This is a genomic window from Variovorax sp. J22P240, from assembly GCF_030316855.1.
Lineage (GTDB): Bacteria > Pseudomonadota > Gammaproteobacteria > Burkholderiales > Burkholderiaceae_C > Variovorax.
Genome location: NZ_JASZYR010000009.1, coordinates 197204 through 213859 on the forward strand (window position 1 = coordinate 197204; position 16656 = coordinate 213859).

General features: G+C 65.0%; 19 protein-coding genes. 13 read left to right on the forward strand and 6 right to left on the reverse strand.

What is annotated here, in order from left to right; genetic code table 11:
- Positions 1-31: 31 nt before the first annotated feature.
- The 13 genes from QTI24_RS21395 (at position 32) to QTI24_RS21460 (ending at position 11872) form a co-directional block, all read left to right on the forward strand.
- Entirely contained in the window at positions 32-349 is a 318-nt protein-coding gene (locus QTI24_RS21395) for a hypothetical protein (RefSeq protein ID WP_286603207.1), read from the forward strand.
- A 40-nt stretch (positions 350-389) separates the two neighbouring features.
- Positions 390-617: a hypothetical protein gene (locus QTI24_RS21400; protein ID WP_286603208.1), complete on the forward strand. Its 228-nt coding sequence runs from the start codon at positions 390-392 to the stop codon at positions 615-617.
- Positions 618-1582: 965 nt separating this feature from the next.
- Positions 1583-1864, forward strand: coding sequence for a hypothetical protein (locus QTI24_RS21405; RefSeq protein WP_286603209.1), 282 nt, complete (start codon positions 1583-1585; stop codon positions 1862-1864).
- 73 nt (positions 1865-1937) lie between these two features.
- Positions 1938-2753 carry an N-formylglutamate amidohydrolase gene (locus QTI24_RS21410; protein ID WP_286603211.1) on the forward strand — a complete coding sequence of 272 codons (816 nt, stop codon included), beginning with the start codon at positions 1938-1940 and terminating at the stop codon, positions 2751-2753.
- A gap of 31 nt (positions 2754-2784) precedes the next feature.
- A complete protein-coding gene (locus tag QTI24_RS21415) occupies positions 2785-3276 on the forward strand; it encodes a hypothetical protein (protein WP_286603212.1) in 492 nt (163 codons plus the stop codon).
- Positions 3277-3550: 274 nt separating this feature from the next.
- The gene (locus tag QTI24_RS21425) at positions 3551-4192 is read left to right on the forward strand and encodes a glutathione S-transferase family protein (protein WP_286603213.1); all 642 of its coding nucleotides are present in this window, start codon (positions 3551-3553) and stop codon (positions 4190-4192) included.
- Positions 4193-4358: 166 nt separating this feature from the next.
- A complete protein-coding gene (locus QTI24_RS21430; RefSeq protein WP_286603250.1) occupies positions 4359-5762 on the forward strand; it encodes a putative DNA modification/repair radical SAM protein in 1404 nt (467 codons plus the stop codon).
- Between the two features lie 3 nt (positions 5763-5765).
- Positions 5766-7358, forward strand: a complete 1593-nt coding sequence (locus QTI24_RS21435) for a UdgX family uracil-DNA binding protein (protein ID WP_286603214.1) — start codon at positions 5766-5768, stop codon at positions 7356-7358.
- A gap of 174 nt (positions 7359-7532) precedes the next feature.
- Entirely contained in the window at positions 7533-7712 is a 180-nt protein-coding gene (locus tag QTI24_RS21440) for a DUF3606 domain-containing protein (protein WP_286603216.1), read from the forward strand.
- A 1-nt stretch (position 7713) separates the two neighbouring features.
- Positions 7714-8601 (forward strand): non-homologous end joining protein Ku, encoded by an 888-nt coding sequence (gene ku / locus QTI24_RS21445; protein WP_286603218.1) that lies wholly within the window; start codon positions 7714-7716, stop codon positions 8599-8601.
- A gap of 13 nt (positions 8602-8614) precedes the next feature.
- Positions 8615-8935 carry a hypothetical protein gene (locus QTI24_RS21450; RefSeq protein WP_286603219.1) on the forward strand — a complete coding sequence of 107 codons (321 nt, stop codon included), beginning with the start codon at positions 8615-8617 and terminating at the stop codon, positions 8933-8935.
- Positions 8936-9341: 406 nt separating this feature from the next.
- Positions 9342-9629, forward strand: a complete 288-nt coding sequence (locus QTI24_RS21455) for a hypothetical protein (RefSeq protein WP_286603220.1) — start codon at positions 9342-9344, stop codon at positions 9627-9629.
- A 203-nt stretch (positions 9630-9832) separates the two neighbouring features.
- Complete coding sequence (locus QTI24_RS21460; protein ID WP_286603221.1) at positions 9833-11872, forward strand: AsmA family protein; 2040 nt, start codon at positions 9833-9835, stop codon at positions 11870-11872.
- A 59-nt stretch (positions 11873-11931) separates the two neighbouring features.
- Here QTI24_RS21460 and QTI24_RS21465 read toward each other — a convergent pair whose 3' ends face one another.
- The 6 genes from QTI24_RS21465 to QTI24_RS21490 form a co-directional block, all read right to left on the reverse strand.
- Positions 11932-12672: an alpha/beta hydrolase family protein gene (locus tag QTI24_RS21465; RefSeq protein ID WP_286603222.1), complete on the reverse strand. Its 741-nt coding sequence runs from the start codon at positions 12670-12672 to the stop codon at positions 11932-11934.
- The gene (locus QTI24_RS21470) at positions 12669-13148 is read right to left on the reverse strand and encodes a hypothetical protein (protein WP_286603224.1); all 480 of its coding nucleotides are present in this window, start codon (positions 13146-13148) and stop codon (positions 12669-12671) included. Before QTI24_RS21470 ends, QTI24_RS21465 begins: the two co-directional genes overlap by 4 nt.
- Positions 13141-13521, reverse strand: coding sequence for a hypothetical protein (locus QTI24_RS21475; RefSeq protein ID WP_286603226.1), 381 nt, complete (start codon positions 13519-13521; stop codon positions 13141-13143). The genes QTI24_RS21470 and QTI24_RS21475 overlap by 8 nt, the downstream gene beginning before the upstream one ends.
- 179 nt (positions 13522-13700) lie before the next feature.
- Positions 13701-15434, reverse strand: coding sequence for a RecQ family ATP-dependent DNA helicase (locus QTI24_RS21480; protein ID WP_286603229.1), 1734 nt, complete (start codon positions 15432-15434; stop codon positions 13701-13703).
- Between the two features lie 356 nt (positions 15435-15790).
- A complete protein-coding gene (locus tag QTI24_RS21485; protein ID WP_286603231.1) occupies positions 15791-16258 on the reverse strand; it encodes a YidB family protein in 468 nt (155 codons plus the stop codon).
- Between the two features lie 11 nt (positions 16259-16269).
- Positions 16270-16539, reverse strand: coding sequence for a GlsB/YeaQ/YmgE family stress response membrane protein (locus QTI24_RS21490; protein WP_286603232.1), 270 nt, complete (start codon positions 16537-16539; stop codon positions 16270-16272).
- Positions 16540-16656 lie beyond the last annotated feature (117 nt).

The window sequence follows — 16656 nt, forward strand, 5'->3', positions numbered from 1 at the left end:
TCGCCCAGGCCGCAGAATGCTGCATTGCACCATGGATACGCTTTCGGACAGTCTGATGCTGGGTCTCGACGATCTCGTGGCCGACGTAGCCTACGCGCGCCGGCATGAAGACCTCGGGCGCCTGGCGCTTCTCTGCTATTGCGAATTGCGGCCGTGGGCGCGTCAGGCGCGAGAAGAACGCTTGGCCGAGCTCGCATGGGCGTTGTGCACCCGTGCCACACCCGGCAGCCGGGCACTGTTCCTGCGACGCGTCGACGTCGTCATCGAGGAACTCGAAGGGATCTGTTGTCGCGCGGGACGGACGGTGACGGCCGAATTGCTGCTGGCTGCTCGGAACACTGGCATCTAACAGGGCCATTGCAGAAAAGCTCGGGGTTGCTGAGCGCACCGTGAAGAACCATCGAAAACTGGCATTGCAGAAACTGGCCGTTGACTCCGTGCCTGGTCTGGTACACGCCATGGCGCTGCCGGGCTTCGACGGCCCGCATGGCGGCGCATCGTTCGAGACAGAAGAGCACGTCCAAGGCGACAAAAACGGGCTCGACGTCGTCGACAGATACGCGAGCCACGCCGCCAACGCCAGCGCTGCGCTGCGTCACGTCGCCGCGCAGCGCTGAGGCATGAAGGGTGTTCGGAACGCGCCGCCCTGAGCCGTCTCGTGCCGCTGCCGCGCCCGCGCACCCCGAACATCCGCCGCGTACACGCACAGGCGCGTGCCACGCTCGCGCAAGCCATCGGCGCGGTGGCTCGGCGATCGTCCAAGCGGCGAGGGCGAGCCGGAGAAGTGACACCCCCATCCGCTGAAAACAACAGCTGATGGCCACAGCCTCTATGGCTGGTTGACCTTGCTTGGGGGCACACTGTGGGCAGGATCAGCTGCCTCGCCCATTGCTTGCGTCTCCTTCAAGACGCTTTGCACCTAGCAGCCCTACGATCGCGCCGAACCCAATCTGAGCAAGGCTGAATAAGCCGCGAACAACTTCAGTCATCAGGCTTGGCGGCTCTCTTCCGGCAGCAATAGCAAGGACTGCGCACAACGCGAGGGATAAGACAGTGCCGGCTGCAGCGGCCGCAAAGACAAGCTTGAACGTTGGGCTGATGGGTGGGCGTGTCTGGGATGCTCGTTCAAGTTGGCTTTCAGGTACGTTGTCGATGTCAGGGCACACGTACGCCCCGAGCTGGGGAGACCAGACGGCGCGCCTTCCAGGCCGCTTAATGCACTCAGCGGCGATAGCAACCATGTCTCCGACCATGATGCACCCTCCTATTGGGGCGCAAGAAGCCTTGCGCGGGCAACGCCTGATTCGAGCTGCAACGCAGGCCGGGTCGGCTCGAATCCACCGTCGCAGCCATTCAAGCGCGGTTTGACCCACAGAGCAACACACAAATAGGTGAGTCCGCAAACGGCGGCTATTCGGCGCAGCCGTCGTCGACAGCGCATGCTTGATTCACGTGAAAAGGTCAAATGGGGAGCTCGCTCGGCTCATAGCCGCCGGGGACGTCAAACTGTTCCAAGGCTTGAGCCACAGAAGCCGCCTCCGGCAGAGGCAAAAGCGCAGGCTCCTGCCACCCCCCAATCGGCATGCACGACGCCGCGACTCGAACTAGACTGATCGCGCATCCTCTGACCCTGCCAGTGGATGGAAGAGCAAAGAGACGCCAGGCAGCCGATGAGCAGCACGCGCCGATGGACACGCGATGCACGGTGGCTCGGCTGCTACGAAAGATCGGCATTGAACGCGGTCGGCTGCGGCTCGACCCGGTTCGCCGCGAGGCCGCGCGCGCCGAACCGAGCGGCCTGTTGGTTCGGCTCGACGAGATCATTTTCAACCGCAACACGAACGACGGAGGGCGCGATACCTGAACAAGCTCGCGCCGAGCTGACACGCCTTTTCAGCAGAACCGACTTCGACCGTCGCTCCGAAAGGATGGACTCCATGTGGCAGATCGATTTCAACGCAACGAACCTGGTGGCGCGTCATCGAGGCACGCTGCCGGTGCTCATCACCTGTCCGCACGGCGGCGTGGCCGATGTTCCGGGCGTGCCGCTGCCGCGCAGCGGCCGCGAGGGTTGCCTTTTCGAGCCGTCGCGCGACGTCGACACCAACCTGATCGCCGCGGGGGCAGCGCAGCGCGTGCTGGAGATCTTCGGCGAGGCGCCTTATGCCGTGATCGCCGAGTTCCATCGCAAGTTCATCGACGCCAACCGGTCGCGCGAATGCGGCTTCGAGGTCGATGCGGCAGCGCCGTTCTACGACGAGTACCACGACACCGTGCGCGCCTTCGTCGACGAGATCCGCGCCGACAACGGCGGGCTCGGCCTTCTGTTCGACATCCACGGAACGGGGGGCATCCCGTCCGATCCGGCGCAGATCTTCCTCGGCACGGCGCGAGACGAGGAGGACGGTATCGCGCGGCTGCGCGCCGCGGACCCGCAAGTGTTGGCGCGCAGGCGCAGCCTGCGCGGCTTTCTCGAGGGTGCCGGCTACCGCGTCTCGCCGCCGGACCCCAATGGTACGGAGGTCCCGCAGTTCAACGGGGGTTTCACGATCAGGACGTACGGAAGCTCTCATCCCGACGGCCTCGACGCGATGCAGTTGGAAATCACGAGGCCGTTGCGCACCGATCCTTTAGAACGCGGGCGACTGATCGAAGTGCTGGCCTTCGCCTTCGGCAACCTCGTGAGCCGCTATGCCGATTCGCACACGTTGAGCACCGCGCTCCTCTCGCGTTTCGGCGCTTTCGGTTCCTGACCCGCAACCCCCACGCACAGGAGCAATGCAAATGACCACGGTTTCCATCACATCGAATGACGCCGTCCAGCAGTCCGCCTCCGCGGTCTTGGAGGTGGTCGCGACGAACCCCGACTTCAACCAACCGGCGCTGCGCATCAGGCAAGCTGGCATACGCGGCGGCGCGGCGTCGATCCGGATCGACGATCCGAATCCCGACATTGAGTTCGTCGAAAGCGACCAGATCGCGCCGGCGGGGAAGTACGAGATCGCCGTGCAGGCGGACAAGCTGCAATTGAATGGCCGCAATGCCGGAAATACCGCGTTCGAAACCATGGTCGTGTTTCAGCGGCTGGCGGCGGGAGGCAATGTCGGCATCCGTACCGCCAGGCAGTTTGGAGGCGGTCAGGGCGTAGTGGCGATCGCGAATGCAACGCTCGCCCCCGGGGCCAACCCGACTGGCGGCGGGATCCTGTATGTCGAGGACGGAGCTCTCAAGTACCGCGGATCGAATGGAACGGTGACCGTCATCGCGCCAGCCTGAGTCGGGGCAAGTCGGCTCCGGCTGCAGCTTCGAAGTCGCTTAGCGGAAAACGAGCGCCGCATCATTCTTGGGCCCGAAGCCATTCTTCGGTGGTCACGATCGGAATGGCCTGGTGGTATCGCGCCTACTCGCGCGAGCCAACGTCGCAGCAGCGCGGCCAGCACGAGTTTGCAGAGCTCGAAGTCTGAGCATGTTGACCGCAAGGCTGCGTCCTGGGAGGCTTGAAGCCGCATACACCTGCGATGATCCAGCGTCCCACTTTCAAGGAAGCACCGTGCTGACCGTCCACCATCTCGGCAAGTCGCAATCGGAGCGCATCGTGTGGCTCTGCGAGGAGCTCGGCCTGAAGTACGAACTCAAGCACTATGTGCGGGATCCGGTCACCGCGTTGGCACCGCCTGAACTTGTCGCGCTGCACCCGCTCGGCACGGCGCCCGTGATCAGCGACGGGAATCTCCTGCTTGCGGAGTCCGGCGCCATCATGGAATACCTCATCGCGAGGTACGGCAACGGCCGGCTGACGCTCGGACCGGACCATCCGGACTACGTTCACTACCTCTTCTGGTGGCACTACGCCAACGGCAATTTCCAGCCGAACATGGGCCGCAACATGTTCATGCGGCGACTGAACTTGCCGGACGACAACCCCATCGCCGCGCGCCTGAACGGCCGGCTTGTAGGCGCCTTCGCGCTGATCGAGAAGCGCCTCGGCGATGTACCGTTCCTGGCAGGCGAGAACTTCACCGCCGCGGACATCATGACCTTCTTCTCGTTGACCACGATGCGCTACTTCATGCCCTTCGACCTCAGGCCGTATCCAAGCATCCTGGCTTACCTGCAGCGCATTGCAGGGCGGGAGCCCTACCAGCGCGCCATGCAAAAGGGCGACCCCGGCATGCCGCTTCTGCTCACCTGATGCCTAGCTCGGCATCGGTTGCGACCCTTCGCTTCAGAGCAGTCCCCCTTTGGAAGCGCCCTACCCCAGCAGCGAGCGGCTTCCTCATACCCGCCGAGGATGCCGGCCTGCGGTTCAAGGGCGCGCGCTCAGGAGCCATACTGTATAAAATAACAGTACCATGGTCATCCCGATTCTGCGCAAGCTCGCCATCCTGGCCGATGCAGCCAAGTACGACGCGTCCTGCGCGTCGTCCGGTGGCGCCAAGCGCCATTCGCGCGATCAGGTGGGCTTGGGGTCGAACAGCGGGACTGGCATCTGTCACAGCTACGCACCCGACGGCCGGTGCATCTCCCTGCTGAAGGTGTTGCTGACGAACTGGTGCGTCTACGACTGCCTTTATTGCGTGAACCGCGAATCGAGCGACGTCGAGCGTGCGCGCTTCACGCTGGACGAAGTGGTGCAGCTCACGCTCGACTTCTACCGGCGCAACGTGATCGAGGGCCTGTTCCTGAGCTCCGGGATCATCCAGTCGCCCGACTACACGATGGAGCAACTGATCGAAGTCGCGCGTCGGCTGCGCGAGGACCACCATTTCCGCGGCTATATCCACTTGAAGACCATTCCTGACGCGAGCGCCGACCTCATCGGCCGCGCCGGTCTTCATGCCGACCGCCTGAGCATCAACATCGAGTTGCCCAGCCAGAGCGCTCTGACGCAATTGGCGCCGCAAAAGAATGCGAGCGCCATCAAGCGCTCGATGGCCCGCATCCGTCTGCAGCTCGACGACACGGCAGAGCAGTTGGGCCATGCAGCGCGGCGAACGCGAGCCATGGCCAACGCCCCTGCGGCGCAAGCGCCGCCACCGCGCTTTGCTCCGGCCGGTCAAAGCACACAGATGATTGTTGGTGCCGATGCCTCCGACGATCGCGCAATCCTGCGCACAAGCGTTTCCCTGTATCGCAGCTATCGTCTCAAGCGCGTGTACTACAGCGCGTTCAGTCCGATCGCGCATGCCAGCGCGCTGCTTCCTGGCCGCGCCGCGCCTCTGATGCGTGAGCACCGGCTGTACCAGGCCGACTGGCTCATGCGCTTCTACGGTTTCGAGGAGCACGAGCTGGTGACCGATGGCGGCATGCTGTCGCTGGACGTGGACCCCAAGTTGGCGTGGGCGCTTGCCCACCCGGACTGGTTCCCGGTGGATGTGAATCGCGCACCGAAGGAGACTCTGCTGCGTGTGCCGGGGCTGGGTACGCAATCGGTCGAGCGCCTGCTGAGCGCGCGCAGCGTGCGGTGCCTTCGCAAGGCCGACATCCTGCGCCTGGGCGCACCCAGCGCACGGATTCTGGCGTTCGTGGCTTTACCCGACCATCGGCCGGGAAGCGACACCGCCTCTCGGCTGGATGCGATCGTCGCGCGGCGTCGATCCTCCGAGCAAACAAGGGCCGGGATGGCGATGCGCCCGGCGCAGCAGGGTGACCTGTTCGCCGCGGGTGGCGAGAGGGCTTCGCTCGGCACCGAAGCGCCGCTGGCCCCACCTTTGCAACCGACGGTGCTCGCATCCGGCTGGGGCGGGTCCAGCCAGGAATGACCCGTGCTCATCTCGCTGATCATCCCTGCGCCCGATGACCTGCCAGGCATCTTTGCGGCCTTGCGCGGTGCCCTGCACCACGGGTTCAACCCTGACGCAGTGCGGTGGGATGACGGGCGAGTGCGCCAGTCCTCATGGATCGACGACCCGCTGCAGGGGTCGCACGGCGGGGCCCCCTGCGAGTTCGACCTGCACGGCCGATTGCCCGCCGAGGCAAGCCGCGCACCGCACACGGATCCCGCTGCGCCACCGGTGCGCCTGCCGCGCGCATTCATCGAACTGCTGCGCAGCGCACTGCTGCACGACAGTCCAGAGCGCTTCCATGCGGCGCATACGCTGGCCGCTGCCATCTTGCGCGACCGGCGGGCCTGGAACGACACCCTGCGTGATGATCGCTTGCGTCTCGAGCGCATGGCGCGCGAGGTGCGCCGCGAGGTTCACAAGATGCACGCCTTCGCGCGTTTTCGCCCGCTCCTCGACGAGGCCGGCGAATGCCACGTCGCCTGGTTCGAGCCAGCGCATCACGTGGTGCGCGCGGCAGCGCCTTTTTTCGTCGATCGGTTCGCCAGCATGCGCTGGGCGATCCTCACCCCGCGGGGCAGCGTGCACTGGGATCGCCATGCACTGCGCTTCGGCCCGCCGGCGACGCGCGAGGACGCCCCTGGCCCGGACGAAGGCGAGGGCTTGTGGCTGGCGTACTACCGAAGCGTTTTCAACCCGGCGCGCCTGAAGCCCGCGATGATGCGCCGGGAAATGCCAGTGCGTTTCTGGCGCAACCTTCCCGAGGCGTCGCAAATCACCTCGCTGATGCAGCAGGCGGACCAACGCGCTCATGGCATGGAGACGCGCGTCAGCCCCGCGCGCGAGCGCCGCGCGGGACGAACCGTGCCACTGCCGGGGGACGGATGCCATGAAGGCGTCCAACCTTCTTGCGGCGGACCCCAGGCCGGGCAGGTAGCAGAGCCGCTGCCTGCCTCGCCGTCGCAACGACTGGCGTCCCTCGCGCACCAGGCCTCCTGCTGCGAGGAGTGCGACTTCGCGGCCGACGCAACGGAAACCGTCTGGGGCGAGGGCCGTGCCGGCGCGACGCTGATGCTGGTGGGCGAGCAACCAGGCGATCAGGAGGATCTGGCCGGCCGGCCGTTCGTCGGCCCGGCCGGCCAGCTCCTGCGTCGCGCGATCCGCGCGCTGCAGTGGCCGCAGGAGGAGTTGTATTTCACGAATGCCATCAAGCACTTCAAGTACGAGTGGCGCGGCAAGCGACGCATCCACAAAACCGCCGCGCAGCGAGAAGCATCGGCTTGTGCGCATTGGCTGGAGGCCGAAATCGCCACCGTGCGTCCGCGCGCCCTTGTCGCACTGGGCCGAACGGCGCTGGCGAGTCTCCTGCAGGAAGCTGTGAGCATCGAAGCGCATGCCGGCCGATGGCTCACGCGCGCGAGCGACGGGCTCCCGGTCTATGTCATGCCTCATCCAGCGGCGGTGCTGCGGGCGGGCAGCGACAGCTTGCCGCGACGCGAGGCGGAGTGGACCGCTCTGCTCGCCGGGGCGGGAGACGCACTGCGCGCGTTACGCGCCGCCCCAACCGGCACCTGATCAGATCGCAAGTTCAGGCCGACATCAATGAGACCGTGGTCCGCGTCTGAGTGGGCATGCTGCGGACCGTGTTGGCTCGACATCGGCGCTGTCCTTCATGCGAGCAGAGTCCTGTCCGCCATCGAAGCCGGCCCCGGGAAGTAGATTGTGCGCAGGCAACAAAAGGAGAACGCCATGGCAGACGACTTGGACAATCGCGGGCCAGAGGACCGTAGCCGGATCAACGTCAACGAGCCGCACGAAGTTCGCTACTGGATGCAACGCTTCGATGTGACCGAGGAGGACCTCCGCAAGGCGGTTGCCGAAGTGGGCGTCGCCGTCGACCGAATCGCCGAGCAACTCGGGAAGAAGTGAGATGGCCACAGGCGGTAGAACCCTCTGGAAGGGCGCGATCACCTTCGGACTGGTCCACATCCCAGTCGGTCTCCACACCGCTACGACCGAGGAGGGGGTGGACTTCGACTGGCTCGACAAGCGGACCATGGATCCGGTCGGCTACAAGCGCGTCAACAAGAAGACCGGCAAGGAGATCGACAAGGACGACATCGTGAAGGGCGTCGAGTACGACGACGGAAAGTACGTCGTCATATCGCCGGACGAGATCGAAGCGGTGTACCCGCGCACGACCCAGACCATTGAGATTCAACGCTTCGTCGATGCCAACGCGATTCCGTTCGTCTACTTGGAGCGCCCTTACTACGTCGCCCCAGTCAACAAGGGCCAGAAGGTCTTCGCGCTGCTGAGGGAGGTACTCCTCAAGACCGGGAAAATCGGCCTGGCCAAGGTCGTGATCGCCACGAAGCAGCATTTGGCCGCCCTCGTGCCCAGCGACAAGGCGCTCGTGCTCAATTTGCTTCGATGGGGTGACGAAGTGAAATCCCTCGAAGGCCTGGATCTGCCTCCCGCCGGTACGAAGGGGGCGAAGATCAGCGCAGCAGAAATGAAGATGGCTGAACAGCTCGTCAAGGACATGTCGGGCGAATGGAAGCCCGAGGATTTCAAGGACGAGTTCAAGCACGAGGTCATGAAGCTCGTGGACAAGAAGGTGAAGGCGGGGGACACCGAAACGGTGATCCAGCCGGAAGAAGAGGCTCCCTCCGAAGGTGCGGAGATCATCGATCTGACTGAGCTGCTTGCCCGCAGCCTCAAGGGCGGGAAGTCCTCGAAGCCGGCCTCGAAAAAGACCCGGAGCAAGGCTGCTCCCAAGAAAGCGGCGCCGGCCAGGGCGCGCAAGGCTGCGTGATCGGAAAGCACGCATGCCGCGCTCAGCGCCGGTCGACTCACAAAAGTCTCCAATGCTTGCGTCCATCCGCCGCATCGCGATCTACGTCGATGAGTCGCAAGACGGCGGGTATCGCTGGATCCTCATCGAGCAAAAGGCGAAGTCCTCGCAGTGGACCAGGATCGATTCAGCGGCGGACGCAACAGCAAGCTACCACGAGGCCATGGCTGCCGGCTTGTTGGCACTGCAGGTCATGGTCGATGACTTGGACAGGGGGCCGCGCGAGCTCGCGGATGCGGAACCTGCGCCGAGCAGGTCGGGGAGCCGCTTCGGTTTTGGTGACCTGCGATCCTGAAGGACCGGCTGGTCAGCACGCCGGGAACGCTCGCCACACCAGCGTCAAAAGGAAAGGCGACCATCAGCCCGCCGCCCGGCATCGTTGCCGCCGTCGTCGGAGAGCGCAGGCGCACCTGCGAGAGGCGCTTCTCGCGTTGTTCGCGTTGCGCACCGCCGACAGGTCCCGGCCGATCAGCAGGCGAGCGAGTCGGGCGGGCGTCGGTGGGGCGTGCCCCCGTCTCAGGGCGACTTGCCAGATTCGGCGGGCCCACACCCCTGTAGGCGCACGCTGATTGCACGGTCCGCCAATGCGACAGATCATTTGCTAGACCAACGGACAGCCCAACTGACGATGGGTGCTCGGCCATGGCGTCGACCCCCATCGCGGTTCGCCTCACCATTTCAACATGTCGAGGGGTAGTTGTATGAATCTGATGAGCGTCGACCTTTACCACAGCGCTACAAATCCAAAGAAGTTCCTGGCGATTCCGGCCGGAGTCGATCCCGCTGAGCTCATGGGTCCGATGACATTCGACAAAGACTACGCAGAGGTGATCCGATTCCACGAGGCTTTCCAGTTCAATCCGGACGAGCCGTATGCCGGGGTCAACGCGGCCAAGATCGCCGCAGACATCCTGACCGTGAAATGGGCGATCTACCGCCGTTCGGGCCCCTCACCCCGAAGGCCAAAGGGCGCTGCCGAACCCAGATGAGCTTCCGCCGAGCGCGTGCCTAGGCCCGCGGCCGCTTTCAAAGCGAGGGGGCTTACGTCGACCGTCGTTGAAGGTGCGTTGGCAAGGGCTACGCCGCAAGCCAAATCCCACACCAAGCGTGCGCAGCGGCCGACTGCGCACGAGGCCCGCGCGTAGAGGATGAGTTGCCTGGTTCTGCAGGCACCTATTTTTGGGAATGATTGATGATCTCCGCCAGCCCGCCGACGCCGCGCGTGCATCGACGCCGCGGCTGGGTGATCGCTGGTGCCGTGATCTCGGTCCTGGTCATCGTCCTCGTGCTCTTTGACTGGAACTGGGTCAGGCCACCGATCGAGCGCTACATCTCGCGCAAGACCGAGCGCGAATTCCGGATGTCCGATCTGCACGTGCGGCTCGGGTGGACGCCGACGATCCGGATGCGCGACGTGTATTTCGGCAACGCGCCTTGGGCAACCGACAAGGCCATGGCGCAGGCCGAGATGGTCGAGTTCTCGGTCTCCCTTCGCGACCTCCCTGACAAGATCCTGGTGCCGCGTGTGGCCCTGACGCGGCCCGATCTCGTCTTCGAGCGCCTTGCCGACGATCGCCGCAACTGGACGCTTGCCGAGCCAACGCAGAGCGATGAGCCGAGCAAGCTGCGCATCAGTACGCTGTCAGTCGACCAAGGCCGGCTGCGTTACATCGATCACGGTGAGCCTTTCGAGCTGGACGTGCGCGCATCCACGTTCGATCCGGCGAGTCAGGAGAAGGTCAAGGATGCCGATGCTCCCCCCGTCAATGCGCGCTACTCGACCGAGTACGCCTTCACGGGCAAGTACCACGATGCCAGCTTTTCCGGCCAAGCGCTCACGGGCGAGGTCCTCAGCTTCCAGGAGTCGGGCGTTCCGTTTCCGCTCAAGGGCCGCCTGAGCGCCGGTACCACCAAGGTCGAGGTCGAAGGCACGATCGCCGATGCGGCGGACATCTCCGCCATCGATGTACGGCTGCTCATCGAGGGTCGGACCCTTGCAAACCTCTATCCCTTCCTGCTTCTGCCGCTGCCGGCCTCGCCGCCGTACCGCCTGCAGGGCCACCTGACACAGAAAGGTCCTCGCTACACGATGGAGGATCTGTCCGGAAAGATCGGATCCACCGACGTGACGGGCAAGGGCGCGTACCTCGAGCGGGAGCCGCGGCCACTGCTCACGGCGGATCTGCACAGCAAGCTCCTGAACATCGCGGACCTCGGGCCGCTGATCGGCATCGAGACAAAGCAGACCGGCGGAAAGCCCGACCTGTCGCAAGGCGAGACCGCCACTCGCCCTGCCGCGAAGCAGAAAGACAAGGCCGTGACGCCGGACCGCCTGTTGCCCGCCGGCGAGTTCGAGGGCAGCCGCCTGCAGAAGATCGATGCCGATGTCACGCTGACCGCGACCAAGCTGGTCGTGCCCCATGCGCTTCCTCTGGAAAGCTTGGACGCAGCGCTGCATTTGCATGATTCGGTGCTGAAGATGCCTCGCCTGGACTTTGGATTCGCCGGCGGCAAGATCGCTGGACGCGTCACGCTTGACGCACGCGAGCCGACCATCCGGTCCGACGTTCAAGTCGACTTGCAGCGCGTGCGCGTGGACCGTTTGATCCCCGATTCAAAGACCCTGGCGAAAGGCGCGGGGCGCCTGGGGGCACGGCTTCAACTGCAAGGCAGCGGCAATTCGATCGCGGATGCGGCGGCCGTGGCCAATGGGAAGCTTTCAGCCACGATCGTCAATGGCGAGGTCTCCAACTTGCTGGACGCATTGAGCGGGCTCAACGGCGGCAAAGTGCTTCAGCTGCTTGTCGGCGGCGATCGAGACATTGTGGTGCGTTGCGGCGGGGTTGCATTCGACGTCAAACGCGGACGCGGCGACGCGAATCTCTTTGTCATCGACACCGAGCAGACCCAGATCCTCGGCGAGGGTTGGTTCGATCTCGCGCACGAACGCTTTGACGTGAAGGTGGAGCCCAAGCCGAAGGACGTGGGCATTCTTTCGCTGCGCACGCCCGTGCGGCTGCACGGAAGCTTCAAGCAGCCAGAGTTCCAGGTCGAGAAGGGCCCGCTCCTCGCTCGCGCCGGCGGCGCGATCGCCTTGGCGACCATCAACCCACTGGCGGCCTTGCTGCCGCTTGTCGAAACCGGTCCCGGCGAAAACACCGACTGCGCGGACGTGCAAAAGCAGGTACGAGGTGCGGCCGGACAGGCGCGGCAACCGGAGCGCAAGCGTTGATCCGATCCGCTCCCGTTGCGGCGAGCCCTCGATTGCCCCACGTCCGAGGCACCGGCGCCTCAGCGGTTGCTTGGGGTGCGCGCCCCGAGAATCATCTCGGTGAGCCAGGCGGACAACAGGCCGTCGTACGTGCGCTGGCTTCGCTCGTCGGTCAGGCCATGATCTGCACCCTGGATCGTGCGATGAGTGATTGATTTGGCGCGTTGGAAGGCGCGAACGTAGCTCGCGATGCATGGGCCAGGAACCAGCTCGTCGAATTCCGATCCTGCGACGAACGCATCGCCTCGGAACGCCCGACACGCAGACAATGCGCGGTCCGAATCGGCCGGCCGGACCTGCTCCCGGTACGCGAGGACCGCAGCGCGGTCGAGTTGCTCCTTCGGCACGCCCCAGTCTTCGTCCGGATACAGGGCCGGGACCCTGAGTGCAAGCCATCGAACACTTCGCCTGCCACTTGCGACTGCCGCCAGATAGCCGCCGTAGCTGGTGCCGATCAGCGCCATGGATTTCGGGTCTACCGTCGCTTGACCGGCGAGCAAATCGAAAGCGGCCAAGACATCGCGCAGGTTGTCGTCCCGGGAGACGGACGCCTTCACATCTTGGCGTCGGCCATGCCCGCGCAGGTCGAAGGTCAGGCAAACGCAGCCGAGGGCCGCGAGATCTTCCGCTCGGATTTGATAGTGGGCCTGGTCGCTGTCCCACCCATGGACGATGAGGACGCCCGGCAAGGTGTTCGGCGCGGCCACAAGCACCCCTTGCACCTCGTCCGTTCCGTCCACAGAGATCAGGACTTGCTTCAAGAGTGCGGACCGGGAGCGAAAGTGTCATCAAAACGCTCGGCAACCTCGCGACTCGACGGTGCAGGGTCAAGACCCGAGCCGCGAAACGCTGCATAAAGCGCTCCGGAGATGTCTGAGGCCTTGAACAGCAGTGCGATCACCGCGCCCACCGAGAGCAGTCGCCAGGGCCTGAGGAGCACCAACATGGACCCCACGGAGGCGCTGTAGGTTATGAGCTTGCCGGGGTGTCGATGGGCGAATCGAGCCAGTCCGGGCTCCAGCAACTCCATCGCCGTACTGGCAGGGTGTTGACGCCACCACCGGCTGAGAAAGCCAGGCCTGGAACTCCCCAAGGATGCCCGAGGGGCCGGCAGGGCCTGCACTTCGGGCGTGCCGAGGGTGTCTTCGATCTGCTGGTAGCCCATGGCGGCCAGGAGTTCGGCCCGTGACAGGGCGAGTTTGTCCCTCGGAGTGAGGACTTGGAATGAATCATTCATCCTTCAATTCCTTTGCAAGTCGAATAAGCCGGAGATCGCGCTCGACTTCGTCGCGCACGTCCTGTATGTCTCGCCGAACCACGGACCGCATCGCCATGAGTCCGCCCACCATCACGCAGAGCCATGCAACCGCAGGCACCGCCACCAAGACCCAGTGAAAGGTCGCTTGAAGAATCCCCAGCATGACGGCGACGCCGGTGAGGCCGAGCGCCAGTACAAGTGCCATCGCGGCAGCTACTCCGGCCGCGGCCTGCACCAAAAGGCCTTTGCCGGCATCAGCGGCCTCGCATTTGAGAAGCTCCCCATAGTTCGCCAGATGACGGATCAGGAGGTCGGGGCGCTTCAGCGCGGCTTTGAAAAGAGGATGAATCATTTGAAACCTCCAGAGCGATCGTGGCGAGCAATGCCGCGCCCACTGAGCCCCGCCAATTCGCAGCTCCAAGCGTCTTGGCTCTGCACAAGCGCGTGGAGCGGTGATAACGCTCCCGGGGTGGTTCGAGCTGTCATCCTGCCCATGCAGACGGTGTAGGCGATGCCGACAGGGCTGCGCACTCAGGGCCGGGGGTGCGCCGAGCGCACCGGGCGCACAAAGTCGGGATGGAAGGAGCGTTTGCTTCCATCGGCAAACTCGATATCGACCGCGAGCGCATCCGCGGTCAGCACCTGACCGACACCGTATCGCCGGACCCGCACCGTTGCGTCCGGTTGGAAGCTGGGCGCCACGCGCACGGTCTCCACCGGTTGGGGCGCGGCCTTGGCTTGCTCCGCCTGCGCGGTGTGGACGGCGATGCGTTTGCAGTTGTCGCAGGTCGTGCAACGCGCCGCGGGTGCCTCGCCTTGGAGATGCGACAACAGCACTTGCCATCTGCACAGACCGGTTTGCGCATAGAACACCATGCCCTCGAGCGTGGCCTGATCCTGTTCTCGCTTTTCGCGGTAGTGGTCGAGCATGGCGCTGAGCGTGTCGGCCGCGACAGCCGGGCGAGTTACGTTGAGACGACCGTCGGCAAGCTGGCGGACGATCCGCCGTTGCCGGAGCAGCGCCAGCGCGACGTGAACCTTGGCACGAGGCGCATGCAGCTTGTCTTGCAACGCCTGCAGGGTCCATCCATTGGCACCAGGCGGCTCCGAGCGCAGGGTTGCATAGACCTCATCCAGTTCCTTCGCATCGGGATAGCGCCCGGCCAGAAAGAACTGCTGCACCGCACGGTCGCGCCGATGAAAGAGCAGGATGCAGTCGGCCGGCGCGCCGTCGCGGCCGGCGCGACCCGACTCCTGGTAGTAACTGTCCAGCCCGGACGGCATCTGGTAGTGAAGCACGAAGCGGATGTCCGGCTTGTCGATGCCCATGCCAAAAGCGTTGGTGGCCACCATGACGCGCGCCGCGCCGCTCATGAAGGCGTCCTGCGCCTGACGCCGTTGCGCGCCGCCGAGCCTCCCGTGGTAGATCGCCACCGACTCACCGCTCGCATGGAGCGCGGCGTGCACTGCCTCGGCGGACTTGATGGTGGCTGCATAGACGATGCCGCTGCCGACGATGTCCTTGACCAGGGCGATCGTGCGCTCGTGCTTCCGGTCCTCGGTAGCGAGCTGCTCGACGGCGTAGCGCAGGTTGGGCCGGTAGCTTCCCGTGTCGAGGAGGCCGGCTTTCGGAATGCCCAGGCGCTCCATCACGTCGCGGGCCACCTCATCGCTGGCGGTGGCCGTCAGCGCCAGGACGGGAGGGGTTCCGAGCGCCCGCCATGCTGGACCGATTTCGAGGAAGGCCGGTCGAAAGTCGTGTCCCCACTGTGAGATGCAATGGGCTTCGTCTATGACCAGCAGCGCGGTCGTACCGGTTTGGAGGAGGGCGATGAAGTCTTCGTCGGCAAGCCGTTCGGGCGTGGTCAAGACGATTCGCGCCGACCCGTCTTCGATCGCCGCCTGCGCCGCCCTGATTTCTTCCGGCGGGCACTGGCTGTTGAGTTGGACAGCGCCAATGCCCAGCTGCCGCAGCTTCTCACACTGATCCTTCATCAACGCGATCAGCGGAGACACCACGATCGTGCGACCTTCCAGCAGAACCGCCGGCAGCTGGTAGCACAGCGACTTGCCGGCGCCCGTCGGCATCACGGCCAGCGTCGAATGGCCGTCGAGGACGCGGGCGATGACCTCGCGTTGCCCCGCGCGCAACCTGCGCAGGCCGAAGACCTTGCGCAAGGTGCGCGCCACCGCTTCGGTCTTGGCAGCGCTCGCCTGGCGTTCAGGCGCGCGCGCCGGCTTTGTCGGCTTTGTCGGGTTCGTCATCGTCTTCGTCGGTCGTGGCGAGTTGGTCGGGCGACGCGGGCGACGCGCCTTCGATGGATATGGTGGGGTCGCGCCGCATCTCTGCCGCCTGTCGCTGATAGCGCTCGCCCGAGCGCGTCGACCTCTGTACCGCGCGGGGCAGCCGGCGCGTGTTCACCTCCGAGGAGGTTGCTGTTTGCCATGGGCTTCTTCGTTGACTGGTGGCCAGTCACTTTATGGAGAGCGTCGGCGCGCCGCGTAGGCGCGCGCCCACCGGCGTGTGTAGGCGGACGCGGCCCCAGATCAGCGCCGGCCATGCACCGACGAGAATGCGCACCTCGACGCGCCGCGCTAGACCCGCGCCCCGCCAGCAGCCGCTACGTGAGCCGCCGCAAATAGTCGTCCACGCTCGCCGAAAGTTGGTCGCCCTCGGGCAGGTTACCCTCCGGCGTGAAATGGTCGACCACATCCGGCAGCAACTCGGACAGCCCGCTGCGCGCCTCGTCTTCGCCAAGGCCCGCCTGTTGCGCGATATGGCGCAGCTGATCGTGGCCGAAGACTTCGTCAATGGCCTGGGGCGGCAAGGCTTCGTTGGCACCGGTGGCGACCCAGGAGCCGGCCTGTCGACCGTAGCCCTTCTGTGTGAGTTGACCGATCAGGTCACCGATGCCGCCCACGTCACTGGCCGCGCCGCCGCCTTGCCGGCTGCGCTGGCTCAGCATGTTGAGCACCACCGGCAGCAGCGCCATCAGCACCGGGCTCATTCCGCCGCCGGTCCGCTGGCCATCACGGCCGCGCAGCGCGTTGCCGGCCAGGCCGCCGAGGATTTGGGTAAGCAGGCCCATTGCGTTCTCCCTCAGCGGACATGCCCGCGACGCACCAAGTTGACGATCGCCAGAAGGATCACGGCGCCGATGAGCGAGGCCAACAACCCCCGAATGCTGAAGTCGTTCTGGTTGAGCGTCGCGGCCCCGAGAAGCGGTGCCACGAGCCAGCCGCCGAGCAGCGATCCGACAATACCGACGATCACATTGAGGACCGCGCCTTGCTGCGCATTGGTCTTCATGATGATGCTAGCGACCCAGCCAATCAGGCCGCCCACGACCAGCCAGATGATGAGATTCATGACGCGCTTGTATGGATGCCTCCCGGCGATAGGTAGTTACCCGCCGTCGTGTTGTGAAGAAGTCGGCTGCTGCCTTGTATCCGGCCTGTTGTGTGGGTTGCCGAGTTGCCCCGATTG

What these genes read in the sequence shown, in the direction of transcription:
- QTI24_RS21395 (WP_286603207.1), top strand. Translation starts at nt 32, where the DNA reads ATGGATACGCTTTCGGACAGTCTGATGCTGGGTCTCGACGATCTCGTG.
- QTI24_RS21405 (WP_286603209.1), top strand. Translation starts at nt 1,583, where the DNA reads ATGCACGACGCCGCGACTCGAACTAGACTGATCGCGCATCCTCTGACC.
- QTI24_RS21410 (WP_286603211.1), top strand. Translation starts at nt 1,938, where the DNA reads ATGTGGCAGATCGATTTCAACGCAACGAACCTGGTGGCGCGTCATCGA.
- QTI24_RS21415 (WP_286603212.1), top strand. Translation starts at nt 2,785, where the DNA reads ATGACCACGGTTTCCATCACATCGAATGACGCCGTCCAGCAGTCCGCC.
- QTI24_RS21440 (WP_286603216.1), top strand. Translation starts at nt 7,533, where the DNA reads ATGGCAGACGACTTGGACAATCGCGGGCCAGAGGACCGTAGCCGGATC.
- ku (WP_286603218.1), top strand. Translation starts at nt 7,714, where the DNA reads ATGGCCACAGGCGGTAGAACCCTCTGGAAGGGCGCGATCACCTTCGGA.
- QTI24_RS21450 (WP_286603219.1), top strand. Translation starts at nt 8,615, where the DNA reads ATGCCGCGCTCAGCGCCGGTCGACTCACAAAAGTCTCCAATGCTTGCG.
- QTI24_RS21455 (WP_286603220.1), top strand. Translation starts at nt 9,342, where the DNA reads ATGAATCTGATGAGCGTCGACCTTTACCACAGCGCTACAAATCCAAAG.
- QTI24_RS21460 (WP_286603221.1), top strand. Translation starts at nt 9,833, where the DNA reads ATGATCTCCGCCAGCCCGCCGACGCCGCGCGTGCATCGACGCCGCGGC.
- QTI24_RS21470 (WP_286603224.1), bottom strand. Translation starts at nt 13,148, where the DNA reads ATGAATGATTCATTCCAAGTCCTCACTCCGAGGGACAAACTCGCCCTG.
- QTI24_RS21475 (WP_286603226.1), bottom strand. Translation starts at nt 13,521, where the DNA reads ATGATTCATCCTCTTTTCAAAGCCGCGCTGAAGCGCCCCGACCTCCTG.
- QTI24_RS21480 (WP_286603229.1), bottom strand. Translation starts at nt 15,434, where the DNA reads ATGACGAACCCGACAAAGCCGACAAAGCCGGCGCGCGCGCCTGAACGC.
- QTI24_RS21485 (WP_286603231.1), bottom strand. Translation starts at nt 16,258, where the DNA reads ATGGGCCTGCTTACCCAAATCCTCGGCGGCCTGGCCGGCAACGCGCTG.
- QTI24_RS21490 (WP_286603232.1), bottom strand. Translation starts at nt 16,539, where the DNA reads ATGAATCTCATCATCTGGCTGGTCGTGGGCGGCCTGATTGGCTGGGTC.